20 protein-coding genes are annotated in these 20,813 nt (G+C 71.9%); 12 read left to right on the top strand and 8 right to left on the bottom strand.

The window, feature by feature from the left end:
* The first annotated feature begins 5 nt into the window (after positions 1-5).
* From GLX30_RS35485 to GLX30_RS27055, 7 genes are all read left to right on the top strand, one after another.
* Positions 6-776, top strand: a complete 771-nt coding sequence (locus GLX30_RS35485) for an IclR family transcriptional regulator (protein WP_159693189.1) — start codon at positions 6-8, stop codon at positions 774-776.
* Between the two features lie 2 nt (positions 777-778).
* Complete coding sequence (locus GLX30_RS35480) at positions 779-1,246, top strand: GNAT family N-acetyltransferase (protein ID WP_159693187.1); 468 nt, start codon at positions 779-781, stop codon at positions 1,244-1,246.
* Between the two features lie 112 nt (positions 1,247-1,358).
* Entirely contained in the window at positions 1,359-2,336 is a 978-nt protein-coding gene (locus tag GLX30_RS27075; protein ID WP_159693185.1) for a hypothetical protein, read from the top strand.
* A complete protein-coding gene (locus tag GLX30_RS27070; protein ID WP_159693183.1) occupies positions 2,333-3,598 on the top strand; it encodes a histidine kinase in 1,266 nt (421 codons plus the stop codon). The genes GLX30_RS27075 and GLX30_RS27070 overlap by 4 nt, the downstream gene beginning before the upstream one ends.
* The gene (locus tag GLX30_RS27065; protein ID WP_159693181.1) at positions 3,595-4,251 is read left to right on the top strand and encodes a response regulator transcription factor; all 657 of its coding nucleotides are present in this window, start codon (positions 3,595-3,597) and stop codon (positions 4,249-4,251) included. The genes GLX30_RS27070 and GLX30_RS27065 overlap by 4 nt, the downstream gene beginning before the upstream one ends.
* Positions 4,252-4,364: 113 nt before the next feature.
* Entirely contained in the window at positions 4,365-5,813 is a 1,449-nt protein-coding gene (locus GLX30_RS27060; RefSeq protein ID WP_159693179.1) for a penicillin-binding transpeptidase domain-containing protein, read from the top strand.
* Between the two features lie 133 nt (positions 5,814-5,946).
* Entirely contained in the window at positions 5,947-6,360 is a 414-nt protein-coding gene (locus tag GLX30_RS27055; protein ID WP_208545604.1) for a hypothetical protein, read from the top strand.
* Positions 6,361-6,382: 22 nt separating this feature from the next.
* Here the strand turns inward: GLX30_RS27055 and GLX30_RS27050 are convergent, their stop codons facing one another.
* Entirely contained in the window at positions 6,383-7,519 is a 1,137-nt protein-coding gene (locus tag GLX30_RS27050; protein ID WP_159693175.1) for a hypothetical protein, read from the bottom strand.
* Positions 7,516-8,460 (bottom strand): 5-dehydro-4-deoxyglucarate dehydratase, encoded by a 945-nt coding sequence (locus tag GLX30_RS27045; RefSeq protein ID WP_159693173.1) that lies wholly within the window; start codon positions 8,458-8,460, stop codon positions 7,516-7,518. Before GLX30_RS27045 ends, GLX30_RS27050 begins: the two co-directional genes overlap by 4 nt.
* A gap of 239 nt (positions 8,461-8,699) precedes the next feature.
* Here GLX30_RS27045 and GLX30_RS27040 point away from each other — a divergent pair, with 239 nt between their 5' ends.
* From GLX30_RS27040 to GLX30_RS27030, 3 genes are read left to right on the top strand one after another with little or no spacing between them, the layout of a single operon-like run.
* A complete protein-coding gene (locus GLX30_RS27040) occupies positions 8,700-9,524 on the top strand; it encodes an NAD(P)-dependent oxidoreductase (RefSeq protein WP_159693171.1) in 825 nt (274 codons plus the stop codon).
* A gap of 53 nt (positions 9,525-9,577) precedes the next feature.
* Complete coding sequence (locus GLX30_RS27035) at positions 9,578-9,796, top strand: hypothetical protein (RefSeq protein WP_159693169.1); 219 nt, start codon at positions 9,578-9,580, stop codon at positions 9,794-9,796.
* 44 nt (positions 9,797-9,840) lie between these two features.
* Positions 9,841-11,052, top strand: a complete 1,212-nt coding sequence (locus GLX30_RS27030) for a TerD family protein (protein WP_159693167.1) — start codon at positions 9,841-9,843, stop codon at positions 11,050-11,052.
* A 70-nt stretch (positions 11,053-11,122) separates the two neighbouring features.
* Here GLX30_RS27030 and GLX30_RS27025 read toward each other — a convergent pair whose 3' ends face one another.
* The 3 genes from GLX30_RS27025 to GLX30_RS27015 all read right to left on the bottom strand — a co-directional run bounded on the left by GLX30_RS27025 (position 11,123) and on the right by GLX30_RS27015 (position 15,560).
* The gene (locus GLX30_RS27025) at positions 11,123-11,353 is read right to left on the bottom strand and encodes a hypothetical protein (RefSeq protein WP_037775011.1); all 231 of its coding nucleotides are present in this window, start codon (positions 11,351-11,353) and stop codon (positions 11,123-11,125) included.
* A 170-nt stretch (positions 11,354-11,523) separates the two neighbouring features.
* The gene (locus tag GLX30_RS27020) at positions 11,524-12,954 is read right to left on the bottom strand and encodes an alkaline phosphatase PhoX (protein ID WP_159693165.1); all 1,431 of its coding nucleotides are present in this window, start codon (positions 12,952-12,954) and stop codon (positions 11,524-11,526) included.
* A 1,157-nt stretch (positions 12,955-14,111) separates the two neighbouring features.
* Positions 14,112-15,560 (bottom strand): hypothetical protein, encoded by a 1,449-nt coding sequence (locus GLX30_RS27015; RefSeq protein ID WP_159693163.1) that lies wholly within the window; start codon positions 15,558-15,560, stop codon positions 14,112-14,114.
* Between the two features lie 287 nt (positions 15,561-15,847).
* Here GLX30_RS27015 and GLX30_RS27010 point away from each other — a divergent pair, with 287 nt between their 5' ends.
* Complete coding sequence (locus GLX30_RS27010) at positions 15,848-17,695, top strand: endonuclease/exonuclease/phosphatase family protein (protein WP_159693161.1); 1,848 nt, start codon at positions 15,848-15,850, stop codon at positions 17,693-17,695.
* A gap of 27 nt (positions 17,696-17,722) precedes the next feature.
* Here the strand turns inward: GLX30_RS27010 and GLX30_RS27005 are convergent, their stop codons facing one another.
* Positions 17,723-18,145 carry a DUF4232 domain-containing protein gene (locus GLX30_RS27005; protein ID WP_159693159.1) on the bottom strand — a complete coding sequence of 141 codons (423 nt, stop codon included), beginning with the start codon at positions 18,143-18,145 and terminating at the stop codon, positions 17,723-17,725.
* A gap of 344 nt (positions 18,146-18,489) precedes the next feature.
* Between GLX30_RS27005 and dapA the strand changes: the two genes are divergently transcribed.
* Positions 18,490-19,410 carry a 4-hydroxy-tetrahydrodipicolinate synthase gene (gene dapA, locus GLX30_RS27000; protein WP_159693157.1) on the top strand — a complete coding sequence of 307 codons (921 nt, stop codon included), beginning with the start codon at positions 18,490-18,492 and terminating at the stop codon, positions 19,408-19,410.
* Here the strand turns inward: dapA and GLX30_RS26995 are convergent.
* Entirely contained in the window at positions 19,395-19,598 is a 204-nt protein-coding gene (locus GLX30_RS26995) for a hypothetical protein (RefSeq protein WP_159693155.1), read from the bottom strand. The two genes, dapA and GLX30_RS26995, sit on opposite strands and share 16 nt — an antisense overlap.
* Before the next feature lie 125 nt (positions 19,599-19,723).
* Positions 19,724-20,716: a 2,3,4,5-tetrahydropyridine-2,6-dicarboxylate N-succinyltransferase gene (gene dapD, locus GLX30_RS26990; RefSeq protein ID WP_159693153.1), complete on the bottom strand. Its 993-nt coding sequence runs from the start codon at positions 20,714-20,716 to the stop codon at positions 19,724-19,726.
* Between the last annotated feature and the right edge of the window lie 97 nt (positions 20,717-20,813).

The raw sequence follows: 20,813 nt of genomic DNA, 5'->3' as shown, positions 1-20,813 counted from the left end.
CAGCAATGTCAGTTGCCGATTCCGGTGGGGCACAGGTCAAGTCCGCAGTGCGGACCGTGGAGTTGCTCGAATACTTCGCCGGGCGGCCCGGCATGCACTCGCTCGCCGCGGTCCAGGAAGCCGTCGGCTACCCCAAGTCGAGCCTGTACATGCTGCTGCGCACCCTCGTGGAGCTCGGCTGGGTGGAGACGGACGCGACGGGCACGCGCTACGGCATCGGGGTGCGCGCCCTGCTGGTCGGGACGTCGTACATCGACGGCGACGAGGTCGTGGCGGCCGCCAGGCCCACCTTGGACCGGCTCTCCGACGACACCACGGAGACCATCCACCTCGCGCGCCTCGACGGGACGAACGTGGTCTATCTGGCGACCCGGCAGTCCCAGCACTACCTGCGCCCCTTCACGCGGGTGGGGCGGCGGCTGCCCGCGCACTCCACCTCTCTCGGCAAGGCGCTGCTCGCGACCTACAGCGACGAGCAGGTGCGCAAGCTGCTGCCGGAGACGCTCGCCCCGCTGACCGAGCACACCATCACCGACCGCGAGAAGCTCATCGAGGAGCTGCACCTCATCCGCGAGCAGGGCTACGCCGTGGACCGCGAGGAGAACACCCTCGGGCTGCGCTGCTTCGGCATCGCAATCCCTTACCGCACCCCCGCGCGCGACGCGATCAGCTGCTCGGTGCCGGTCGCGAGGCTCACGCCGGCGCACGAGCAGATGATCAAGGACGCGTTGTTCGACGCCCGCGACCGGCTCACCCTGGCGACCCGGAGGCTCTGACCGTGGAGGTGAGTCTGCGTGAGGTCCAGGACGGTGATCTCCCGGTGTTCTTCCGGCACATGAGCGACCCGGAGTCCAACCGGATGGCCGCCTTCACCAGCGAGGACCCGACGGACCGGGCCGCGTTCGACGCCCACTGGGCGCGGATCAGGGCGTCGGACGCGGTGATACGGACGATCCTCGCCGACGGAGAGGTGGTCGGCCACACCGCCGTGTACGGGCCGCCGGAGGAGCGGGAGGTCACCTACGTCGTCGACCGCGCGCACTGGGGGCGGGGCATCGCCACGCTGGCACTAAGCGCGCTGCTGGAGGTCGTACCGGCCCGGCCGCTGCACGCGCGTGCGGCGGCGGACAACGCGGGCTCGGTCCGGGTGCTGCGCAAGTGCGGGTTCGTGGTGACGGGCCACGACCGGGGGTTCGCCAATGCGCGGGGCGAGGAGACGGACGAGGTGGTCCTGACCCTGACGTGAGCCTTCACGGCCGGGGCAGGCCTTCGCGGCGGCGCCACTCCCCCGCGCGGTGGAGGCGGATCGTCACGGAGCAGGAGGTGGAGGACCGGGCGGGTCCGGGAGCGTTGGGGGCATGACAACGACCTCGGCCGAGACCGGCCTCTCCCCGCGACACCGCCCCCTCACGGCCACGCTGCGTGCCGTCGCGATCGTGGCCTGTCTGCCCTACCTCGGGCTCAAGATCGCCTGGATCGCGGGCAGCCGTGTCGGCATTCCCGAGGGCAGCGCCCTCCTGGACCACCGTCTGGTGATGGCCGTCGCCAACAGCGTCACCGTACTGATGGACGCGTCCGTCGTGGTGCTGGCGCTGCTGCTCACCCGGCCGTGGGGGCAGCGGGTGCCCGCGTGGCTGCTGGCGGTGCCGATGTGGGCCGCCACCGGGCTGCTCGCGCCGATCATGGTCGGGTTCCCGGTACAGCTGGCCGGCACGGCCGTCGGCGGCAGCGAGACGCCGGCCGCCGCCGAGGAACCCTTCCTGCACGACTGGGTGTTCGGCGTCGTGTACGGCGGGTTCATCCTCCAAGGACTCGCCCTGGGCACGCTGTTCGTGCTGTACGCCGGGAAGCGCTGGGGTCATCTGTGGCGCGGCAGGGTGTGGGAGCTGCCGACCGGTGCGACGGGCACGTTCATGCGGGTGACCGCCGTCGCCGGCTCACTGCTCGCCCTCTTCCCCGCGGTCATGCACGCGCTGTGGGCCGCCGGCGGGACCACCGCGCTCCCCGCCGACCGCGTGCTGCAACGCACCACGTCCTTCTACCTGCTGGAGGGGGTCCGCGTCGGCTTCGCGGTGCTGGCGGTCGCCGGTGTGCTGCTGCTCGCCTTCCGGCTGCGCCCCGCCCTGTCGGTGCGCGGGCCGCTGGCCGCGGCCTGGGTCGGGGCGAGCGCGCTGGGCGCCTGGGCAGGCTGGATGATCCTGGGCACGCTCATGCCCGAGTCGGACGAGGGAAAGCAGACCCCCGCGCTGCTGATGCTCACCTACGCTGGGGAGATGATCTCCGGTCTGCTGCTCACCTGCGCCGTCGCCTCCCTGCTGCGCAGGCGCGGCGCATGACCCGACCGGGCCGGGTGCTGCGGTCCGCCGGCCGGGCGCTGTTCGGCCGCCGGGCCCGGCTGCGCTGGGTCCATCTGGTGCTCGGCGGCGCGCTGTTGATGCCGTTCTGGCTGGTGGGCACGGTGGTCGTGGGTCCGCTGACGGACGCGTCGAGCGTGTTCGCGGGCTCCCTGGCCCTCCAGTTCGGCGCGTACGCCGTGGCATTGCCGCTCGCCGCTGTCGCCGGGCTGTTCCCCATGGCCAGGCCGCTGTCGGTGGTCGTCGCCCGCACGCTGTGCGGAGTTCCCGGCGAGCGGCTCGCGGACGGACAGGCACGTACCCGGGCCGCCCGGGTACGCACCGCGGGCTGGTTCACCCTGCACCTCGGGGTGGGTGCGCTGATCAGCGGGGCGTCCCTCGCGCTGCCGCCGTTCGCCGTAGGACTGGTCCTCTCCCCGGTGTTCCCGGGGGTACGGGACTACCTGCGGGTGCCGCACGACGCCTGGTGGTCGGTGCTGCTGGTGCTCGCCGGAACCGGGATGCTGCTCGCGCTCGCGGCCGTGTCCGCGGCCACCGGGGCGCTGCTGGCCCGGCAGGCGCCGGTGCTGCTCGGCCCGACCCCCGCCGACCGGCTGGCCGCGGCCGAGCGGCGGGCGACCGAGCTCGCGGAGCGCAACCGCCTCGCCCGTGAACTGCACGACTCGGTGGGCCACGCGCTGTCCGCCGTCACCCTCCAGGCGGGAGCGGCCCGCAAGGTGCTGGACAGCGGCCGGGCCGCCGATGTGGAGTTCGTACGGGACGCGCTGGCCTCGATCGAGGAGACCACCCGCCGCACGGTGGGTGAGCTGGACGCCGTGCTCGGCCTGCTGCGCCAGGACGGGGACGGCGACGGCCGGCTCGGCGGACCGACGCTCGCGGCACTGGACGGAATGCTGTCCCGTAGCGGTGTGGCCGTCACGCTGCATACGAAGGGCGTGCTCACGGCCGTGGCGGCGCCGGTCTCCCGCGAGGCGTACCGGATCGTCCAGGAGGGGCTGAGCAACGCCCTTCGCCATGCCGGGACTTCACCGGTGACGCTGTGGATCACCGCAGGAGACGAGGAGTTGGAGATCAGCATGGAGAATCCCGTGCCCGAGCGGGCCCCGGTGCAACGCCCCGGCGGTGGCCGCGGGCTGCGCGGAGTCGCCGAACGGGCCGCGCTGCTCGGCGGACAGGCGGCGGCCGGGCCGGACGACGGCGTCTGGCGGCTGTCGGCCCGGCTGCCGCTGGCGGGCCGCCGATGAGCACCGTGCGGGTCGCCCTCGCCGACGACGAACGGATGGTGCGCACCGCGCTGCGCGTGATTCTCGATGCGGAACCGGACCTGGAGGTCGTCGGAGAGGCGGCGACGGGTGCGGAGGCGGTGTCCGTGGTGCGGCATCTGCGTCCCGACGTGGTGCTGATGGACGTGCGGATGCCGGAGATCGACGGCATCCGCGCCACCGAGCAGATCCTGTCCACGATGGACGAGCCGCCGCGGATCGTCGTCGTGACGACGTTCGAGAACGATGCGTACGTGTACGACGCGCTGCGCGCCGGGGCGGCCGGGTTCCTGCTGAAGCGGGCGGCGGCCGAAGAGCTGGTCCAGGCGGTCCGGCTGGTCGCGCGCAGCGACTCGCTGCTGTTCCCCGCGGCCGTGCGCTCGCTCGCCGCCGAGTACGGCCGCCGGCCGGCGGCGACCGCTCCGCCGTGGGCGGCGCGGCTGACCGGGCGGGAGGCGGAGGTGCTGCGGCTGATGGCCACCGGGCTGACGAACGCGGAGATCGCCGGCCGGATGGGGGTGGGCCCGGCGACGACGAAGACCCACGTCGCGGCGGTCCTGGGCAAGATCGGCGCCCGGGACCGTACGCAGGCGGTGATCGCGGCGTACGAGTCGGGATTCATCTCGCCCCGCTGACCGGCGCCGGCCCCGGCCGGGCGGTGCGGGACCACCCCGCCGCAGATGAGGAAGTCCTGAGAAAACGGACGGACGGGAACGAACCGCGCCGGGCCGCTCGTCCCTCGTACGGGATGAACAAGACGATCAGGCGTGCCGCCGTCTTCACTCTGCTGCTGGTCCTCGCCCTGCTGGGGCGGGCGACCTGGGTGCAGGGGTACGAGGCGACGGCCCTCACGGACAACGACCGGAACCGGCGGAACATCATCGCGCAGTACGCGCATCCGCTGGGCGACATCATCGTGGCCGGCTCCGCGGTCACGGGCTCGCAGCGCACGGAGGGAGGGGATCTCGCGTACAAGCGCTCCTACACAGACGGCGCGCTGTACTCGGCCGTCACCGGCTACAGCTCGCAGGCGTACGGGGCGACCCAGCTCGAGGGCATCTACTCCGGCATCCTCGACGGGACCGACCTCAAGCTGAAGAATCCGCTGGACACGCTCACGGACAAGCAGCAGGACCCCGGTGACGTGGTGACGACGGTCGACCCCGCGGTGCAGAAGGCCGGTTTCGAGGCGCTCGGCGACACGAAGGGCGCCGCGGTCGCCATGGACCCGGAGACCGGGGAGATCCTCGGCATGGTCAGCACCCCGTCGTACGACCCGTCGACGATCAGCGGCACCCAGGACGGCGACGCCTGGCAGAAGCTGCTCGACGACGAGGACAAGCCGCTGGTCAACCGGGCACTGCGGCAGCCGCTGCCGCCGGGTTCGACGTTCAAGCTGGTCGTCGCGGCGGCCGCGCTGGACGACGGCCTGTACGCGTCCGTCGACGAGCGGACCGACAGCCCGGACCCCTACCGGCTGCCCGGCACGGTCACGGACCTGGAGAACGAGAACCCGTCCGCGCCCTGCGAGAACGCCACCATCCGGACCGCGCTGCGGTACTCGTGCAACAACGTCTTCGGCAAGATGGCCGTCGACCTGGGGCAGGACAAGGTGCGCGCGACGGCGGAGAAGTTCGGCTTCAACGACGAGAAGCAGGACGTGCCGGTACGGGCCTCGGCGAGCGTGTACCCGTCCGGGATGAACGCGTCGTCGACCGCGCTGACCGGCATCGGTCAGTTCGATGTGACGGCGACTCCGCTGCAGATGTCGCTGGTGTCGGCGGCCGTTGCCAATGACGGCGTCATGGCGTCACCTCATATGGTCTCCAAGGTGGTGTCCGCGGACGGTGACACCCTTGAGTCCTTCGAGGACGGTGCCTCGCAGCGGATCATGTCGTCCGGGACGGCGGAGCAGCTGCGCAGCGCGATGGTGACGGTCGTCGAGGACGGCACGGGTTCCAACGCGCGGATCCCTGGCCTGGAGGTCGGCGGCAAGACCGGCACGGCGCAGCACGGCGAGAACAACAGCAAGACGCCGTACGCCTGGTTCACCTCGTACGCCAAGGATCCCGGCACCGGTAAGGCGGTCGCGGTGGCCGTGCTGATCGAGGACTCGGGTGCGGAGCGCTCGGAGGTCAGCGGCAACGGGCTGGCGGCCCCGGTGGCGCAGAAGATGATGGAGGCGGCGCTGAAGTGAGACGGCGCCGGGCCGGCCCGTGAAGAACCTGGGCGGCGGGGCAGGACGCGCGGTATGCAGGGGCCTCGTCATCCGTTCGCTGCCCCTGGAGAATCCTGTGCGCTGCCTGCCCCACTCCCCTTCCGGCTGGACCATGGCGGTCTTCGGCGTCCTCGCGGCGGTGCTGGGTGTCGTCGGTCTGGTCACCCCTGATGTCCTGCTCGCCACGATGGGCTTCGAGCCCGTATCCGGCTCCCGCCGCGCGGACGGGGACCACACGTTGGTCTTCGTCACCGCGTCCTCGATGGCCGCGGTCAATATGGGCGTCTACTACTTCCTGGCGTCCCTCGCCGACTGGAAGCCGTTCTTCCGCTGGACGGTCCCGTTCCGGCTGCTGACGTGCACCGTCTTCACCCTGGCGGTGGTCAGCGGACGCGCCCCCTCGGGCTTCCTCGGTGTGGGCCTGTGGGAAGGACTCGGCGCGGTGGCCACCGGTCTGGCCCTGCGTCACGAACGCGGCCGCGGGGCCCAGCGGCAGGATCCGCTCCCGCTCGGCACCCCGCAGTGAACCACCCTCCGCGGCCTCGCCCCTACACCGACGCCGAGCGGACCGCCGCCAGGTCCGCGTCGGACGCCAGGCCCGCGTGGTAGAGGCGGAGTTCGGTCGCGCCGAGGTCCGCCGCCCGCTTCGCGTCCGCGGCAAGCGTGGTGGGCGCGCCCCCCATACCCGTCACCACGGTGAGGTTCGCGGCGAGCACGGTACGGTCCGTCGCGTGTTCCGCGAACGGGCCCAGCAGCCGCGGCCCCCCGGTGCACGGCACGACCACGCCGTCGGCGACCGTCAGGATGTGGGCGGGGTCCACTCCGGCGTTGGCGCCGCAGTGGTGTGCCACCGGGTCGGCGTGCAGCAGGACCTGGAAGCCCGCGGGGGCCGCGGCCCGCACCGCCGCGACGGCCGCCTCCTGGAACGTCCGGGCCGTGCCGGTGCGGAAGTCCGTCACGGCCGGAGCCACTTCCGGATCCAGCGGCTGCGCCGCCCCGCCCCGCCACAGCGGCTCCAGCGCGTCGCGCACCGACTTCGCGAGCCGGCCGGGGTCCACGCCCAGACCCTCGTAGCCGTCCCGGCAGGCAGGGCAGAAGCAGAGGGACATCAGGTACTGCGCCGGGTCGTCCAGGGCGACGCCCGCGATCTTGTCGTGGGCGTGCAGGTGGGACACCCCGTACCAGCCGCAGGACTCCAGCTCGGTGCCGCCGGCGCCCGGGCGGACGGCAGCCTCCGCCGCGAGCGACACCAGGTACTCCCGCACCTCGGGCTGTGCGATGCACGGCGCCCAGGGGTAGCGGTCACCGTAGGCGTTGACGACCGAGGTCCGCTGATGTTCGCTCCCCAGACGGGAGTTGTGAGCCAGGACAACCCAGGTGTGGACGTCGAGGCCCGCGTCCGCCAGCGCGGCGGCCGCCTCGCCGTAGGCGTCGCCCGGCGCCCACTCCCCCGCCGTGTACGGACGAAGGCCGCGCCCCGCCCAGCGGTCCTCGTCCGGCGGGTAGTACACGGCGGCGTGTTCGGCGGTGACGATCCGGTGGGCGGGGTGACGCGGGGTCAGGGCTCGTGTGGAGTGGTAGGCGGAGGCGAGGGTGACCTGCCGGACGCCGAGGTCCGCGATACGGGCGGCGGCGTCCGGGGCGCCCACGACGTCCCACGGGTACAGGAACGCGGAGGCCTTCATTCGCCGTCCTCCAGCAGCGCCCTGCCCTGTTCGATCAGCGACGCGAGCGCCTTGACGTGCCGGTCTGCCGGCTCGGTCAGCGGCGGCCGCACCTCGCCGACGTCCAGACCTTCGAGCCGCACGCCCGCCTTCACGAGCGACACGGCGTATCCGCGGCCCTCGTTGCGCAGTTCGACGAGCGGTACGAAGAAGCCGTCGAGCAGGCGGTCGACCGTCTTGTCGTCGCCGCTTTCGAGGGCCCGGTAGAAGGCGAGTGCGATGTCGGGGGCGAAGGCGAAGGCGGCGGAGGAGTACAGGGTGATGCCGATGCCGCGGTAGGCCGGCCCGGTGAGCTCGGCGGTGGGCAGTCCGTTGAAGTAGAGGAAGTCGCGCTCCGGCAGTTCACGGCGGACGGCGCTGACGATCCGCTGCATGAGGTCGAGGTCGCCGTGGCCGTCCTTGAGTCCGATGATCTTCTCGACGCCGGCCAGTTCGACCACGGTGCGGGGCGAGAGGATCGCGTTGTCACGCTGGTAGACGATGACGTCGAGCGTCGTCGCGGCGGCCAGCCGGGTGTAGTGCCTCAGAAGTCCGGCCTGGTCGGCGACGACGAGGTAGGGCGGCATGGCGAGCAGTCCGTCCGCGCCCGCCTCCTCGGCGATCTTCGCGTACCGCTCCGCGAGGGCGGTGCCGTAACCGGCTCCCGCGAGGACGGGCACCCGTCCCGCCGTCTCCTCGACGGCCGCCACGACGCAGTCGCGGAACTCCTCGGGCGTCAGGGCGTGGAACTCCCCCGTCCCGCAGCAGGCGAAGACGGCGGCCGCGCCGGCGTCGACGCCCTTTCTCACATGCGCGCGGAATGCTTCCAGGTCGAGGTCGCCGTCCGGTCCGTACGCGGTGACGGGGAAGAACAGCGGTCCCTTGACCCGGGTGAGCCGGGCTGCGAGCGGATCTGAGGTCACGGGCGCTCCCTGGGCCGTGCTCCGGGCTCCGAGCCCGTGCACAATTCTGATCGACGTCCATATTTCTGAACGCCATCCACGCTATGGCAGCCCCTCGCGCCGGTCAAGACAGGGACCTGCATTCCAGGCACAGAATCGCCCACTCCGCGCGACACTTGACGCAGTCAGGGTCACTCCCTAGCGTGTCCACGCATGTGAATATCATCCATACACTTGAGCGCACTCAAGGAGATCCGCCCATGCCCGCTGCCCGTACCGTCCTGCTCACCGGCGCAGCCGGCGGACTCGGCACCCTGATGCGCGGCCTGCTGCCCGCGTACGGCTACGAGCTCCGCCTGTTCGACGTCACCCCCATCGAGGGCGAGCCGGACGCGATCACCGCGGACCTCGCCGACAAGGCCGCCGTGCGTGAGGCCGTACGGGGTGTCGACGCGATCATCCATCTCGCGGGCATCTCCCTCGAAGCGTCGTTCGACAAGATCCTCCGGGCCAACATCGAGGGCACGTACAACCTCTACGAGGCCGCGCGCGAGGAAGGCGTGAAGCGGATCGTCTTCGCCTCCAGCAACCATGCGATCGGCTTCGTCCCGCGCCCCGAGGGTGACGCCCCCTTCCCTCCCGAGGCGCTGATCCCGGTCGAGACCCGCCACCGCCCCGACACCTTCTACGGTCTGTCCAAGTGCTTCGGGGAGGACCTGGCCCAGCTGTACTGGGACCTGCACGGCCTGGAGACCGTGTCCGTGCGCATCGGCTCCTGCTTCATGGAACCGACGTCCGTACGGATGCTCTCCGTCTGGATGAGCCCCGGCGACGGCGCCCGCCTCTTCCACGCGGCCCTCACCGCCGAGAACGTCGGCCATTCCATCGTCCACGGATCTTCCGCCAACACCCGCCTGTGGTGGGACCTGACGAGCGCCCGGGCGCTCGGCTACGAACCGCAGGACGACTCGGAGCAGTACGCGGAGAAGCTCGTCGCCGAGTACGGGGAACTCGACCCGGACAACCCGGACCACGCACACCTGGGCGGCCACTTCACCACCGACCCGCCGCGGTGGCCGTACTGACGCCCGGGGAAATCCGCATGCCGCGCGGGCCGCGTTCCGCCACGATGGCGTCCATGGCCAGACCCTTCGGATTCACGTACACGCAGCTCGGTGACGACACGGTCACCATCAGCCATCGCGGCCGCGCGGCAGGGACCCTGCGCGGCACGCGCGCGGAGAAGTTCCTGGCGGAGGTGGGCTCGGGGGACGCGCAGATGGTCATGGCGCGGTGGACCGGCGCCTACAAGTTCGGCAATGAGCGCGTGGCAAGAAATCATCCCCGTAACAGGTGACAAGGTAAGGGAACGGTAAAGCGGACTCACTCGTTACCCCAGTCATGACAGCTATGACCCCCGGCTCGAACATCCCCCTGACCGCCGCGCGCGTGGCGGTGGACGTCGCCGCTCCGGTGCGGCTCGACGTATCGGGCCTGCTGCTCACCGCCGACGGCAAGGTGCGCTCCGACGACGACTTCATCTTCTACAACCAGCCCCAGGGCCCGGGCGTGAGCTACCGCTCCGGCGGCGGCACCGCGCCCGACGCGATCGTGGTCGACACCACGGCCGTACCGCCCGGCATCGAGAAGATCGTCGTCACGGCGAGCCCGGACGCGGCGGGCCAGACCTTCCAGGGCGTCGAGCCCACCGCGACCATCCGCAACGCCGACGACGGCAGCGCCCTCGCGACCTTCACCCCGCCGCAGCTCGGCGCGGAGACCGCGCTGGTGGTCGTCGAGATCTATCTGCGCGGCGGCGTCTGGAAGGCCCGCGCGGTCGGCCAGGGCTATGCGAACGGCCTGGCGGGCATCGCCACGGACTTCGGCGTCTCGGTCGACGAGGAGCCCGCGGCCGCCCCGGCCGCCCCTCAGGTGACCGCCCCGCCCGTCACCGCTGCCCCGCCCGCCGACCCGCGGGTCGCCGCGACCCCGCCGCCGCCCGCCGCCCCGCCGGCCGCGCCCGCGGCCTCCACCGGCAAGATCAACCTGGACAAGGGCCGGGTCAGCCTGCAGAAGAACCAGACGGTGTCCCTGGTCAAGGGCGGCCGTCCGCTACTTTCCCAGGTCAAGATGGGCCTCGGCTGGGAGCCGGCGTTCCGCGGCAAGGACATCGACCTCGACGCCTCCGTCATCGCCTACGGCCCGAACCGCAACCACCTGGACAGCTGCTACTTCGGCAAGCTCTCCATCCTCGGCGGCTCGATCAAGCACTCCGGCGACAACTTGACCGGTGAGGGCGCGGGCGACGACGAGGTCATCGTCGTGGATCTCGGCCGGCTGCCCGCCGACGCGACGGGCCTCGTCTTCACGGTCAACTCCTTCTCCGGCCAGAAGTTCACCGAGGTCGCGAAGGCCTACTGCCGGCTGATCGACGCCGCGACCGGCGAGGAGCTCGTCCGCTTCGACCTGACCGGCGCGGAGCCGCAGACGGGCGTGATGATGGCCAAGCTGATCAAGCAGTTCTCCGGAGAGTGGGAGATGACCGCCATGGGCGACTTCGTGAAGTCGCGCACCGTGCGGGGCATGGTCAAGCCCGCCGCGCAGGCGCTCTGAAAAGGTCCGCCGGGGGTGCCCGTCGCTGTGCGGCGGACACCCCCGGCGGGGAAAAAACTGAAAAGCGTGCTCAGAGTTTGGCCAGTTTGGAGAACGGACTGAGGATGCGGCCCTGCCTGCCGGAGAAGTCGACAAGCACAGCGGCGTTGTCACCTTCGACGGCGAGGACTCTTCCGAGACCGAACTGATCGTGGGACACCCTGTCGCCCGCTTCAAAGCATTCGATCGGCGGCTCTTCCAGGGACGGACGGTTGAAGGGGCTGGACGGCAGGTGGCGCCGGGAACCGGCTGACTTTGTCATTACGTTCAGTATGCGCCCCCGGCACCCCGCCACGCCACGCCCGAGCGCTGTCACTTCCGGCACGGGCCGGCGGCCGGACCCCGTTCGATCAGCGAAACCCCACGGAAAGCGCCGTCTGCGGGGCCGCGGAAAGTGTGCCGATTCACCGCCGCCCGATCCCGCGGAAGCGCTCAGTGGCGGCCGCCCTGTCGCTTCCAGGGGCCGGTGATGGCGAACATGATGCCCGGCGTCTGGATGCTGGCGTACAGCGTCCGCCCGTCGGGCGAGAAGACGACACCGGCGAACTCGCTGTAGTCCGGGTCGTCCTCGGTGCCGAGGTTGAACTCGTTACGGGCGATCGGATACGTGCGGCCGCTGTCCGTGGCGCCGATCAGGTGCTGCGCCCCCTCGCCGTCCTCGGCGATGATCAGACCACCGTACGGCGAGACGGTGATGTTGTCCGGGCCGTCGTAGGCGCCGTCCTTCGACGGGTCGGGGTTCACTCCGAGCAGCACCTTCAGCGTCAGGGTCCGCCGGCGCGGGTCGTAGAACCAGACCTGGCCGTCGTGCTGCTCGGGGCTCTCCTCCCGGGCGTACGACGAGACGATGTAGACACCGCCGTCGCCCCACCACATGCCCTCCAGCTTGCGGCCCCGGGTGACCTCTCCGTCGCTGAACTGCTTGCGCACGGAGACCGTCCGCGCGTCACGGTCCGGGACCTCCGCCCAGTCCACGCCGTACACCGTGCCGATCTTCGTGGCGCGGGCCAGGTCGTCGACGAACCGGCCCCCGGAGTCGAAGCACTTGGCGGCCTGGAGCACACCCGCGTCGTCGGCGAGTGTGCGCAGCCGGCCACGGCCGTGCTTGAAGCCGTGCGGCGGCACCCAGCGGTAGAGCAGGCCGTTCGGGGTGTCCGCGTCCTCCGTGAGGTACAGGTGGCCGCGCTTCGGGTCGACCACGACGGCCTCGTGGGCGTACCGGCCGAGCGCCTTGACGGGCTTCGGGTCACGGTTGGCGCGCCGGTCGTACGGATCGACCTCGAAGACGTAGCCGTGGTCCTTGGTCAGTCCGTTCCTGCCCGCCTTGTCCTCGGTCTCCTCACAGGTCAGCCAGGTGCCCCACGGCGTCGTGCCGCCGGCGCAGTTCTGCACGGTGCCGGCGATGCCGACCCACTGGGCGACCTCGCCGCTGCGGTGGCTCTCCACGACGCTGCACCCACCGGGCGCGGCCGGGTCGTAGACCAGACCCTCGGTGAGCGGCACGGGGTGCGCGACCTTCGCCCGCTCGCCCTTGAGCTCATGGTTGACGACGAGCAGCGTCACACCCCGCGGCCCCTCGAACGTCGCGGTTCCGTCGTGCTTTCCGGGCGTGAACTCGCCCGACTCCAGCGTGGTGACACCACTGCGGGTCAGCACGCGGTACGTGAACCCGGCGGGCAGTGCGAGCATGCCCGCGGGGTCGGGGATGAGCGGCCCGTAGCCCGGAGCCTCGTTCCCGTGGCGCTCCCCCTCCTCCGCGAGGGCGCCGGGGGCGGTGGCGAGCGACCCGACGGCACCGGTGAGAGCCACGCCCGCGCCGGTGAGAGCGGACTGCTTGGTGAATTCCCTGCGAGTGAGCGGCATCAAGTCTCCTGGAAGGCACGGTTGATCCGGGCCACACCCTCGCGCGGGCGCGCGAACGGCGCTTGAACGTGGCACGACATCCCTCGAACGACGCGAAACGTTTCCCCCTCCCGCGCCCGGGAGCTCCGCCCCGGCCCCCTGTGCGGGGCCCGCCGCCCCCGCACACAGCCCGCCCGTGCCGCTTGCGCGTGGCCTTTCCCCACCCCGCCCCTTTCCGCTGTATCCGCCGCGCGTGGGACGCGCCCTCAGCCCCACTCCTATGGGAAGCGATTCTCTGGGGCTGACGCCCCCACACCCCGAACACCCCGTCGCGGCCGGACCCTCGTCCCGGCCTTCCGGCCGGTGCCCCGGGCATCCCCCGAGGTAGGGAAAGAGGTTCCGTGAGGCTGACGCCCCACACCCCAGAACGACAGCTTCGCGCCGCGAAGGTCCCATGCCGTCCGCCCCAGCAGCACGCCCGACGGGCTCAGGGGCCCGCCCCGGAACGGACACCGGCGGGCACCCCACGTGCGGTCCCACCGAGCTGCCCCCACCCAAGGCCGGACGGCCGTCCCAGCGTGGAGCGGCCACCGGCCGGTACGGGCGGTACCGGACGTGAGGGGGCGGGGTCGTAGGAGGGGGGGTGTCCGGAAGTAAAGCGTCGCAACTCGCGCGCAGCGCGGTGAGGACAGCCATTCCGGACACCCCCTCCGGAGGCTCCGACACCCGCACCCCCTCCAAGCCGGCGCCCCCGCCCCGCAGGGGCGACACGCCACCGGACCGGCCCAGCCCGCGAGGGCACACGCACCAGGACCGGGCCACGCCCGCAGGGGCACACGCACCAGGACCGCGCACGCCCCACCAATTCCCCTGCCGGGACCGTCCCACCGGGGCGCAACACACACCAGGCCGGCGCCCCCGCCCCGCAAGGGCGCACGCACCAGGACCGGGCCACGCCCGCAGGGGCGCACCCACCCCGTGCCGACCCCACCCCCGGGGCGGACCACCCCGTACAGAAGCCCGCCCAGCGGGGGCGACACACAACGAAACCGGGCCACGCCCCCGCAGAAACGCCCCGGGCACGCCACGGCCCCCGCGAGGCGCGGCACCCCGTGCCGGACCCCGCCCGCAGGGGCACGACGCGCCCGGACCGGACCCCGCCCGACCCCCCGCGAACGTCAGTGAGCCGAGCGGGACTTGAAGGCCGCCTTCCGTGCCTCCTTCGCCGTCGCCTTGTCCCGGTGCAGCCTCCCCATCGCCTCCAGCACATCCGCCGTCGCCGGATGCTCCACCCGCCACGCCGCGTCGAAGAACCCTGTGTGCCGGCCGACCAGTTCCTCGACCAGGTCCTGGAGCTCCGCGGCCTCACCGCCCGCCGCGAGCTGCGCGGCGATCGTGTCGATCGCCAGCCAGAAGATCATGGACTCCGGCGGCGCCGGCACGTCCGACGCCCCGTGTTCGGCGAGCCAGACGCGGGCGAGGCCGCCGAGTCGGGGGTCGTCGAGAACCTCGCGCACCGCGGGCTCGGCCTGCCGGCCGACCAGGGTGAGCGCCTGCTGGCAGTGGAGGCGGCGCAGCGGCGCACCTTGGTCGTCGCCGCGTGCGGCGGTGAGGAGTTCGCGCGCGGCGTCGGCGGCGGCGCGCCGGGCGAGCCACTGCTCGGTCTCCGCGCGGGCGGCGAGTTCGGGGTACCGGGCGAGCCCGTCGAGCAGCACGTCCGCTCCCTTGTCGGCGAGGTCGCCGACCGCAGGGGCCTCCACTCCGGCCTCCAGGAGGCGGGCCCTGACGCCGTAGAGGCCGAGGGGGGTGAGCCGGACCATGCCGTAGCGGGTGACGTCCTCGTCGTCGACGAGGGGGCCGGGTCCGTCCGCGGCGTTCTCCTCGGCCATCAACGCCTCGTCCACGGGCCGGTACCGGACGAGCCCGACCGGCTCGAGTACGCGGAACTGGTCGTCGAGGCGCATCATCGCCTCCGAGACCTGTTCGAGGACGTCGTCGGTCGGTTCTCCCATGTCGTCGGGGACGATCATCGACGCGGCGAGCACAGGCAGCGGGACGGGTTCCTCTTCCGCGGCCCTGTCGGAGACGGTGAGCAGGTAGAGGTTGCCGAGGACGCCTTCGAGGAACGCGGCTTCGCCTTCGGGGTCCCAGTCGAGCGCTTCGAGGTCGATCTCACCGTCGTCGCCGACGACGGCGGAGATGTCGTCGAAGACGGGGGCGATGGCGTCGGCGAAGACGACGTCCAGGGCGTCGAGCCACAGGCCGAGGACGTCCTGCGGTGAACCGCCGGTGACGAGGGCGAGGTTGGCTCCGGCGACGGCGCCCGCCGTGTCGGAGTCGTCGGCGGGGTCCTCGGTGTCCACGAGGCCCGTGTCGACGGCGACGCGCCACGCCTCGCTCGCGCAGGCCCGGCCTTCCTCGTCCTCGCCGTCCAGTCCCAGTGCCTCGGCCGCCGCGGGGAGTTGCTCGTCGACGAGTTCGCCGCCGACGCCGACCCGGGTGTGCGGGCCCGCCCAGCGGGCGAGCCTGACGGCCCGGGCGAGCAGCGGGGTGGCGAGCGCCTCCCGCGCCAGCTGCGCGTCCGAGTTCAGCCGTGCCGGCGGCAGGGTGGGACGGTCTTGGGGCATCTGGTGGGTCTCCTCCGCGGCGTACCGGTTCGGGGCGGCCTTGTGGGCGACTGGACGGCCCCCAGCGTAGACGTATTTCGTGCGGTTTCGCCGCGCCCGTCGGATCCGGTCGACCGGTCCGCCGACGCTGCCTTCGCCGGGGCGCGGGTTCATGTGGACTTAGGTCTCAGTACACCGGCCGACCCTTGACAAGTGGCCTGTTCAGCCAAGAGATTGACGCGCGTAGAACCTGCCCGGGGCCCCGAGGGTCCCGGGCACCCCTCATCCCTCACCTCCGGAGAACCTTGATGCCTTCCTCCGTCGTACCGAGAACTACCGCCGTGGCGACCGTCGTGGCCGCCGCGCTGGCCGCCGGTCTGCTCGCCGGTTCCGCGAACGCCGCCGACGACACCACGGCCGGTGCCGCACAGGTGCGTATCCACGACATCCAGGGCAGCACCCGCATCTCCCCGCTGGAGGGGAAGCAGGTCGCCGATGTGCCGGGCATCGTCACGGGTGTTCGGACCTACGGCTCCCGGGGTTTCTGGTTCCAGGACCCTGAGGCCGACGGTGACGCGGCGACCAGCGAGGGCGTCTTCGTCTTCACCAGTTCGACGCCGAAGGTGGCGGTGGGCGACCGGGTCACCGTCTCCGGCACGGTCACGGAGTACGTCCCCGGGGGCGCTTCGTCCGGCAACCAGTCGCTGACCGAGATATCGAAGCCGACCGTCACCGTGGTGTCCTCCGGCAACGAGGTGCCCGCTCCCGTGACCGTCTCCGCCTGGTCGGTGCCTTCGGAGTACGCCCCCGAGGGCGACCCGGCGGCGGACGGCAGCATCAACGGCCTGCCCCTGGCCCCGCGTACGTACGCCCTGGACTACTACGAGTCGCTGGAGGGCACGAACATCCGCGTCGGCACCTCGCGTGTGGTCGGCGCGACCGATCCGCACGCCGAGTTGTGGGTGACGGTGAAGCCGTGGGAGAACGACAACCGGCGCGGCGGCGCGGTCTACGGCTCCTACGAGTCGCAGAACACCGGCCGTCTGCAGATCCAGTCGCTGATCCCGCTTGCGCAGCAGCCCTTCCCGAAGGCGAACGTGGGTGACGTGCTCGCGGGCACCACGGAGGGTCCGCTGGACTTCAACCAGTACGGCGGCTACACGCTGACGGCCCGCACGCTCGGCACGGTCGAGGACCGCGGCCTGACGCGTGAGCGGACCCGCCCGCAGCGCAACGGCGAACTGGCCGTGGCCACGTACAACGTGGAGAACCTGGACCCGTCCGACCCGCAGGAGAAGTTCGACGCGCTGGCGGATGCCGTCGTGGAGAACCTGGCCTCGCCCGACATCCTCGCCCTTGAGGAGATCCAGGACGACACCGGCGCCACGAACGACGGCACCGTGTCGGCCGCGCAGACGGTCAAGAAGTTCACGGACGCGATCGTCGCGGCCGGCGGCCCCGCGTACGAGTGGCGCTCCGTCGACCCGGTGAACAACGAGGACGGCGGCCAGCCGGGTGGCAACATCCGCCAGGTGTTCCTCTTCAACCCGGAGCGTGTCTCCTTCACCGACCGTGCGGGCGGCGACGCGACGACGGCGACCGGGGTCGTACGCGAGCGGGGCCGGGCCGCGCTCACCCTGTCCCCGGGCCGCATCGACCCGTCGAACGACGCCTGGGACGACAGCCGCAAGCCGCTGGCGGGCGAGTTCAGCTTCCGGGGCCGTACGGTCTTCGTGGTCGCCAACCACTTCGGTTCGAAGGGCGGTGACGAGTCGCTGGTCTCGCACCACCAGCCCCCGAACCGTTCCTCCGAGGTGCAGCGGCTGAAGCAGGCCCAGGCCGTGAACTCCTTCGTCAAGGACGTCCTCGACGCCGACCGGAAGACGGACGTCGTCGTGCTGGGCGACATCAACGACTTCGAGTTCTCGCAGACGACCAAGGCCCTGACGGACGGCGGCGCCCTGTACCCGGCGATCAAGTCCCTTCCCCGGTCGGAGCGTTACTCGTACGTGTTCCAGGGCAACAGCCAGGTGCTGGACCAGATCCTCACGAGCCCGTCGATCCGCGGCTTCAGCTACGACAGCGTGCACATCAACGCGGAGTTCTCGGACCAGAACAGCGACCACGACCCGCAGGTGCTGCGCTTCCGCCCGTAGGTGCGTGCGGCGCGCGGGACCTGCGGCTCAGCCGAGCAGGTCCCGCGCCCACGCGGTGACGTCCAGCTCCCCGGACGTACCGATGTCCAGGCGGAACGGCAGCGTCTGCGGCGTCTCGCCGTCCCTCGGCGTGACCACCAGGTAGGCGCCTTCGGTGACCGGGTCGAAGGAGGTCACCCGGTTGTTCCAGTTGAGGACCGATTTCACGCTCTGCCCCGGCATGATCGTCAGCGGCTTCGGCCCCTGGTCCCGGCCGGCGTCGGTGTACGGGTGGTCGTGGGTGACGGTCAGCTCCAGCGCCTCACGGTTCGCGTCGAGGGCGCCGATCCGGGGGTACCCGTTGACGTCGTAGGGCCGGGTGCCGCAGTTCTTCAGCTCGAGGACGGTGGCCCGCCGGCCCATGGCCGTGTCGACGACGCCCGTGGTCACGACGGCCCCGAGCGGGGGCACGTGGCCGGGGTGGGCGCCGGCGAAGGGATCACCGCCGGAGAGGGAGGGCCGTACCGCGGGAACGTGAAGGGATCCAGCCGGTCGGCCTTCACCCTGTAGTCGCTGTCCACGGACGCACCGGCCTCGCTCACGCCACCGCAGCCGGCCAGCATTCCGGCGGCCGTCACAGCGGCCACCACGCCCGCCGCCGCCCGTGCGATCGTCCTCGGCATCCGTCCCCTCCCGTGTGCCGCCCCGTCCCCCCGCCGATCATGCCAGGCCCTTCCGACGGTGTAGCGCTGCTTCACGTTTACCGGAAGCAGATTTCGCTGGAGCCGGGCACGGGGCCGCCGCAGACTGCTGGCATGACCTCCTCTCACCCCTTCGGCCGCGCGCTGTGCGCCATGGTCACGCCCTTCACCGCCGACGGTGCCCTCGATCTCGACGGAGCGCGGAGGCTGGCCGCCGGCCTCGTCGACGCCGGCTGCGACGGCCTGGTGCTGTCCGGCACGACCGGTGAGTCACCGACCACCTCCGACGACGAGAAGACCGCTCTCGTGCGCGCGGTCGTGCAGGCGGTCGGTGACCGGGCCGTCGTCGTCGCGGGCGTCGGCACCCCGGACACCCGGCACACCCTCGAACTCGCGCGGGCCGCGGAAGCGGCGGGCGCGGCCGGGCTGCTCGTGGTGACGCCGTACTACAGCCGCCCCCCGCAGACGGCCGTGGCCGCGCACTTCCGGCGGGTGGCCGACGCCGTGGGCGTCCCGCTGATGCTCTACGACATCCCCGGCCGCACGGGCACCCGGGTCGAGCCGGACACGATGCTGAGCCTCGCGGAGCATCCGCGGATCGTGGCCGTCAAGGACTGCGCCTACGACCTGCTCGGCAGCTCGAAGGTCATCGCGGGCAGCGGCCTGGCGTACTACTCCGGGTGCGAGGAACTGAATCTGCCGCTGTACGCGGTGGGCGGCGCGGGTTTCGTCTCCACGGTGGCCAATGTCGCGACCCCGCAGCTACGGGCCGTCCTGGACGCCCATGACGCCGGCGACAACGCGGCCGCCACGGCGCTGCACCAGGCCACGCTGCCGCTCACCGAGTTGATGATGGCGTCCGGCCTGCCGGGCACGGTGACCGCGAAGGCACTGCTCGGGACGCTCGGCCTGCCCGGCGGGCCGGTGCGCGAACCACTGCAGCCCGCCGCACCTGGGGTGGTCGACGGGCTGCTGGAGGCGTACGAGGAGCTGACCGGCCGGCAGCTCGACAAGGTTCCTCAGTCGCGGACGTAGGTGCTGCCGAGAATCGCGGCGTGCTCCAGCACGTCCTCGAGAGGGTCGTCGATCTGACCTGTCGAGATCAGGGAGACCCGGTGGCCGTTGTGCGCGTCGGTGTGCGTCTCGTCGGCGTGTGCGGCCCCGTGCACGGACAGTGCCGCGAACAGGGCGCACAGGCCGAGAGCGGTCAGCTTGGTCTTCATGTCGGTTCCTCGCCTTGCCCGTTCAGGCAGATCGGTCGGGTGACTCCGCGTATCCGGACTGCTTATCGGCCTGCCGGGGGTCGGGGTTACGCAGAGTCACACGATCGAGAGCGAGGCAGCGCTGCTCAGTTGTGGCTGTGCAGCACGTCGTTGAGGCCGCCCCAGACCGCGTTGTTCGGGCGGGCCTCGACGGTGCCGGTGACCGAGTTGCGGCGGAAGAGGATGTTGCTCGCGCCGGACAGCTCACGGGCCTTGACGATCTGCCCGTCGGGCATCGTGACGCGGGTGCCGGCCGTGACGTACAGGCCGGCCTCGACGACGCACTCGTCGCCGAGCGCGATGCCGACGCCCGCCTCTGCACCGACGAGGCAGCGCTCTCCGATGGCGATGATCACGTTGCCGCCGCCGGACAGGGTGCCCATGGTGGAGGCGCCGCCGCCGATGTCGGAGCCGTCTCCGACGACGACGCCGGCGGAGATGCGGCCCTCGACCATCGAGGTGCCGAGGGTGCCCGCGTTGAAGTTGACGAAGCCCTCGTGCATCACGGTGGTGCCCTCGGCGAGGTGCGCGCCGAGACGGACCCGGTCGGCGTCGGCGATGCGCACGCCCTTGGGCGCGACGTAGTCCGTCATCCGCGGGAACTTGTCGATCGAGGTGACCTGGAGGTGCAGACCCTCGGCGCGGGCGTTCAGCCGCACCGTCTCGACCTGGTCGACGGCGACGGGCCCGAGGCTGGTCCACGCGACGTTGGCCAGAAGGCCGAAGAGGCCCTCCAGGTTCTGCCCGTGGGGCTTCACGAGCCGGTGGGAGAGAAGGTGCAGACGCAGATAGGCGTCGTGGGCGTCCAGCGGCTTGTCGTCGAGCGAGGCGATGACGGTGCGCACGGCGACGACCTCGACACCGCGTCGCGCGTCGCGGCCGACGGCCTTCGCGGCGGCGGCACCGAGGAGCTCCACGGCCCGCTCGGCGGTCAGCCGCTCGGTACCGGCCGGACCGGGCTCGGCGACGAGCTCGGGGGCGGGGAACCAGGTGTCGAGAACAACGCCGTCGTCGGTGACGGTGGCGAGGCCGGCGGCGACGGCGCCGGTGGTACGGGGTGCGGAAGACGTGTCGGTCATGACAGAAAACCTAACCGCCCTGGTGGCACCCGGGCTAACCGGTCTCAGTTGCCGGGCGCTACCGTGTGCCGACCGGGCCGCGGCGACGCCCCGGGCA

The organism is Streptomyces sp. Tu 2975, assembly GCF_009832925.1.
GTDB lineage: Bacteria > Actinomycetota > Actinomycetes > Streptomycetales > Streptomycetaceae > Streptomyces.
Note: the sequence above shows the minus strand (reverse complement) of the source record. Positions and strands in the feature narration are given on the sequence as shown.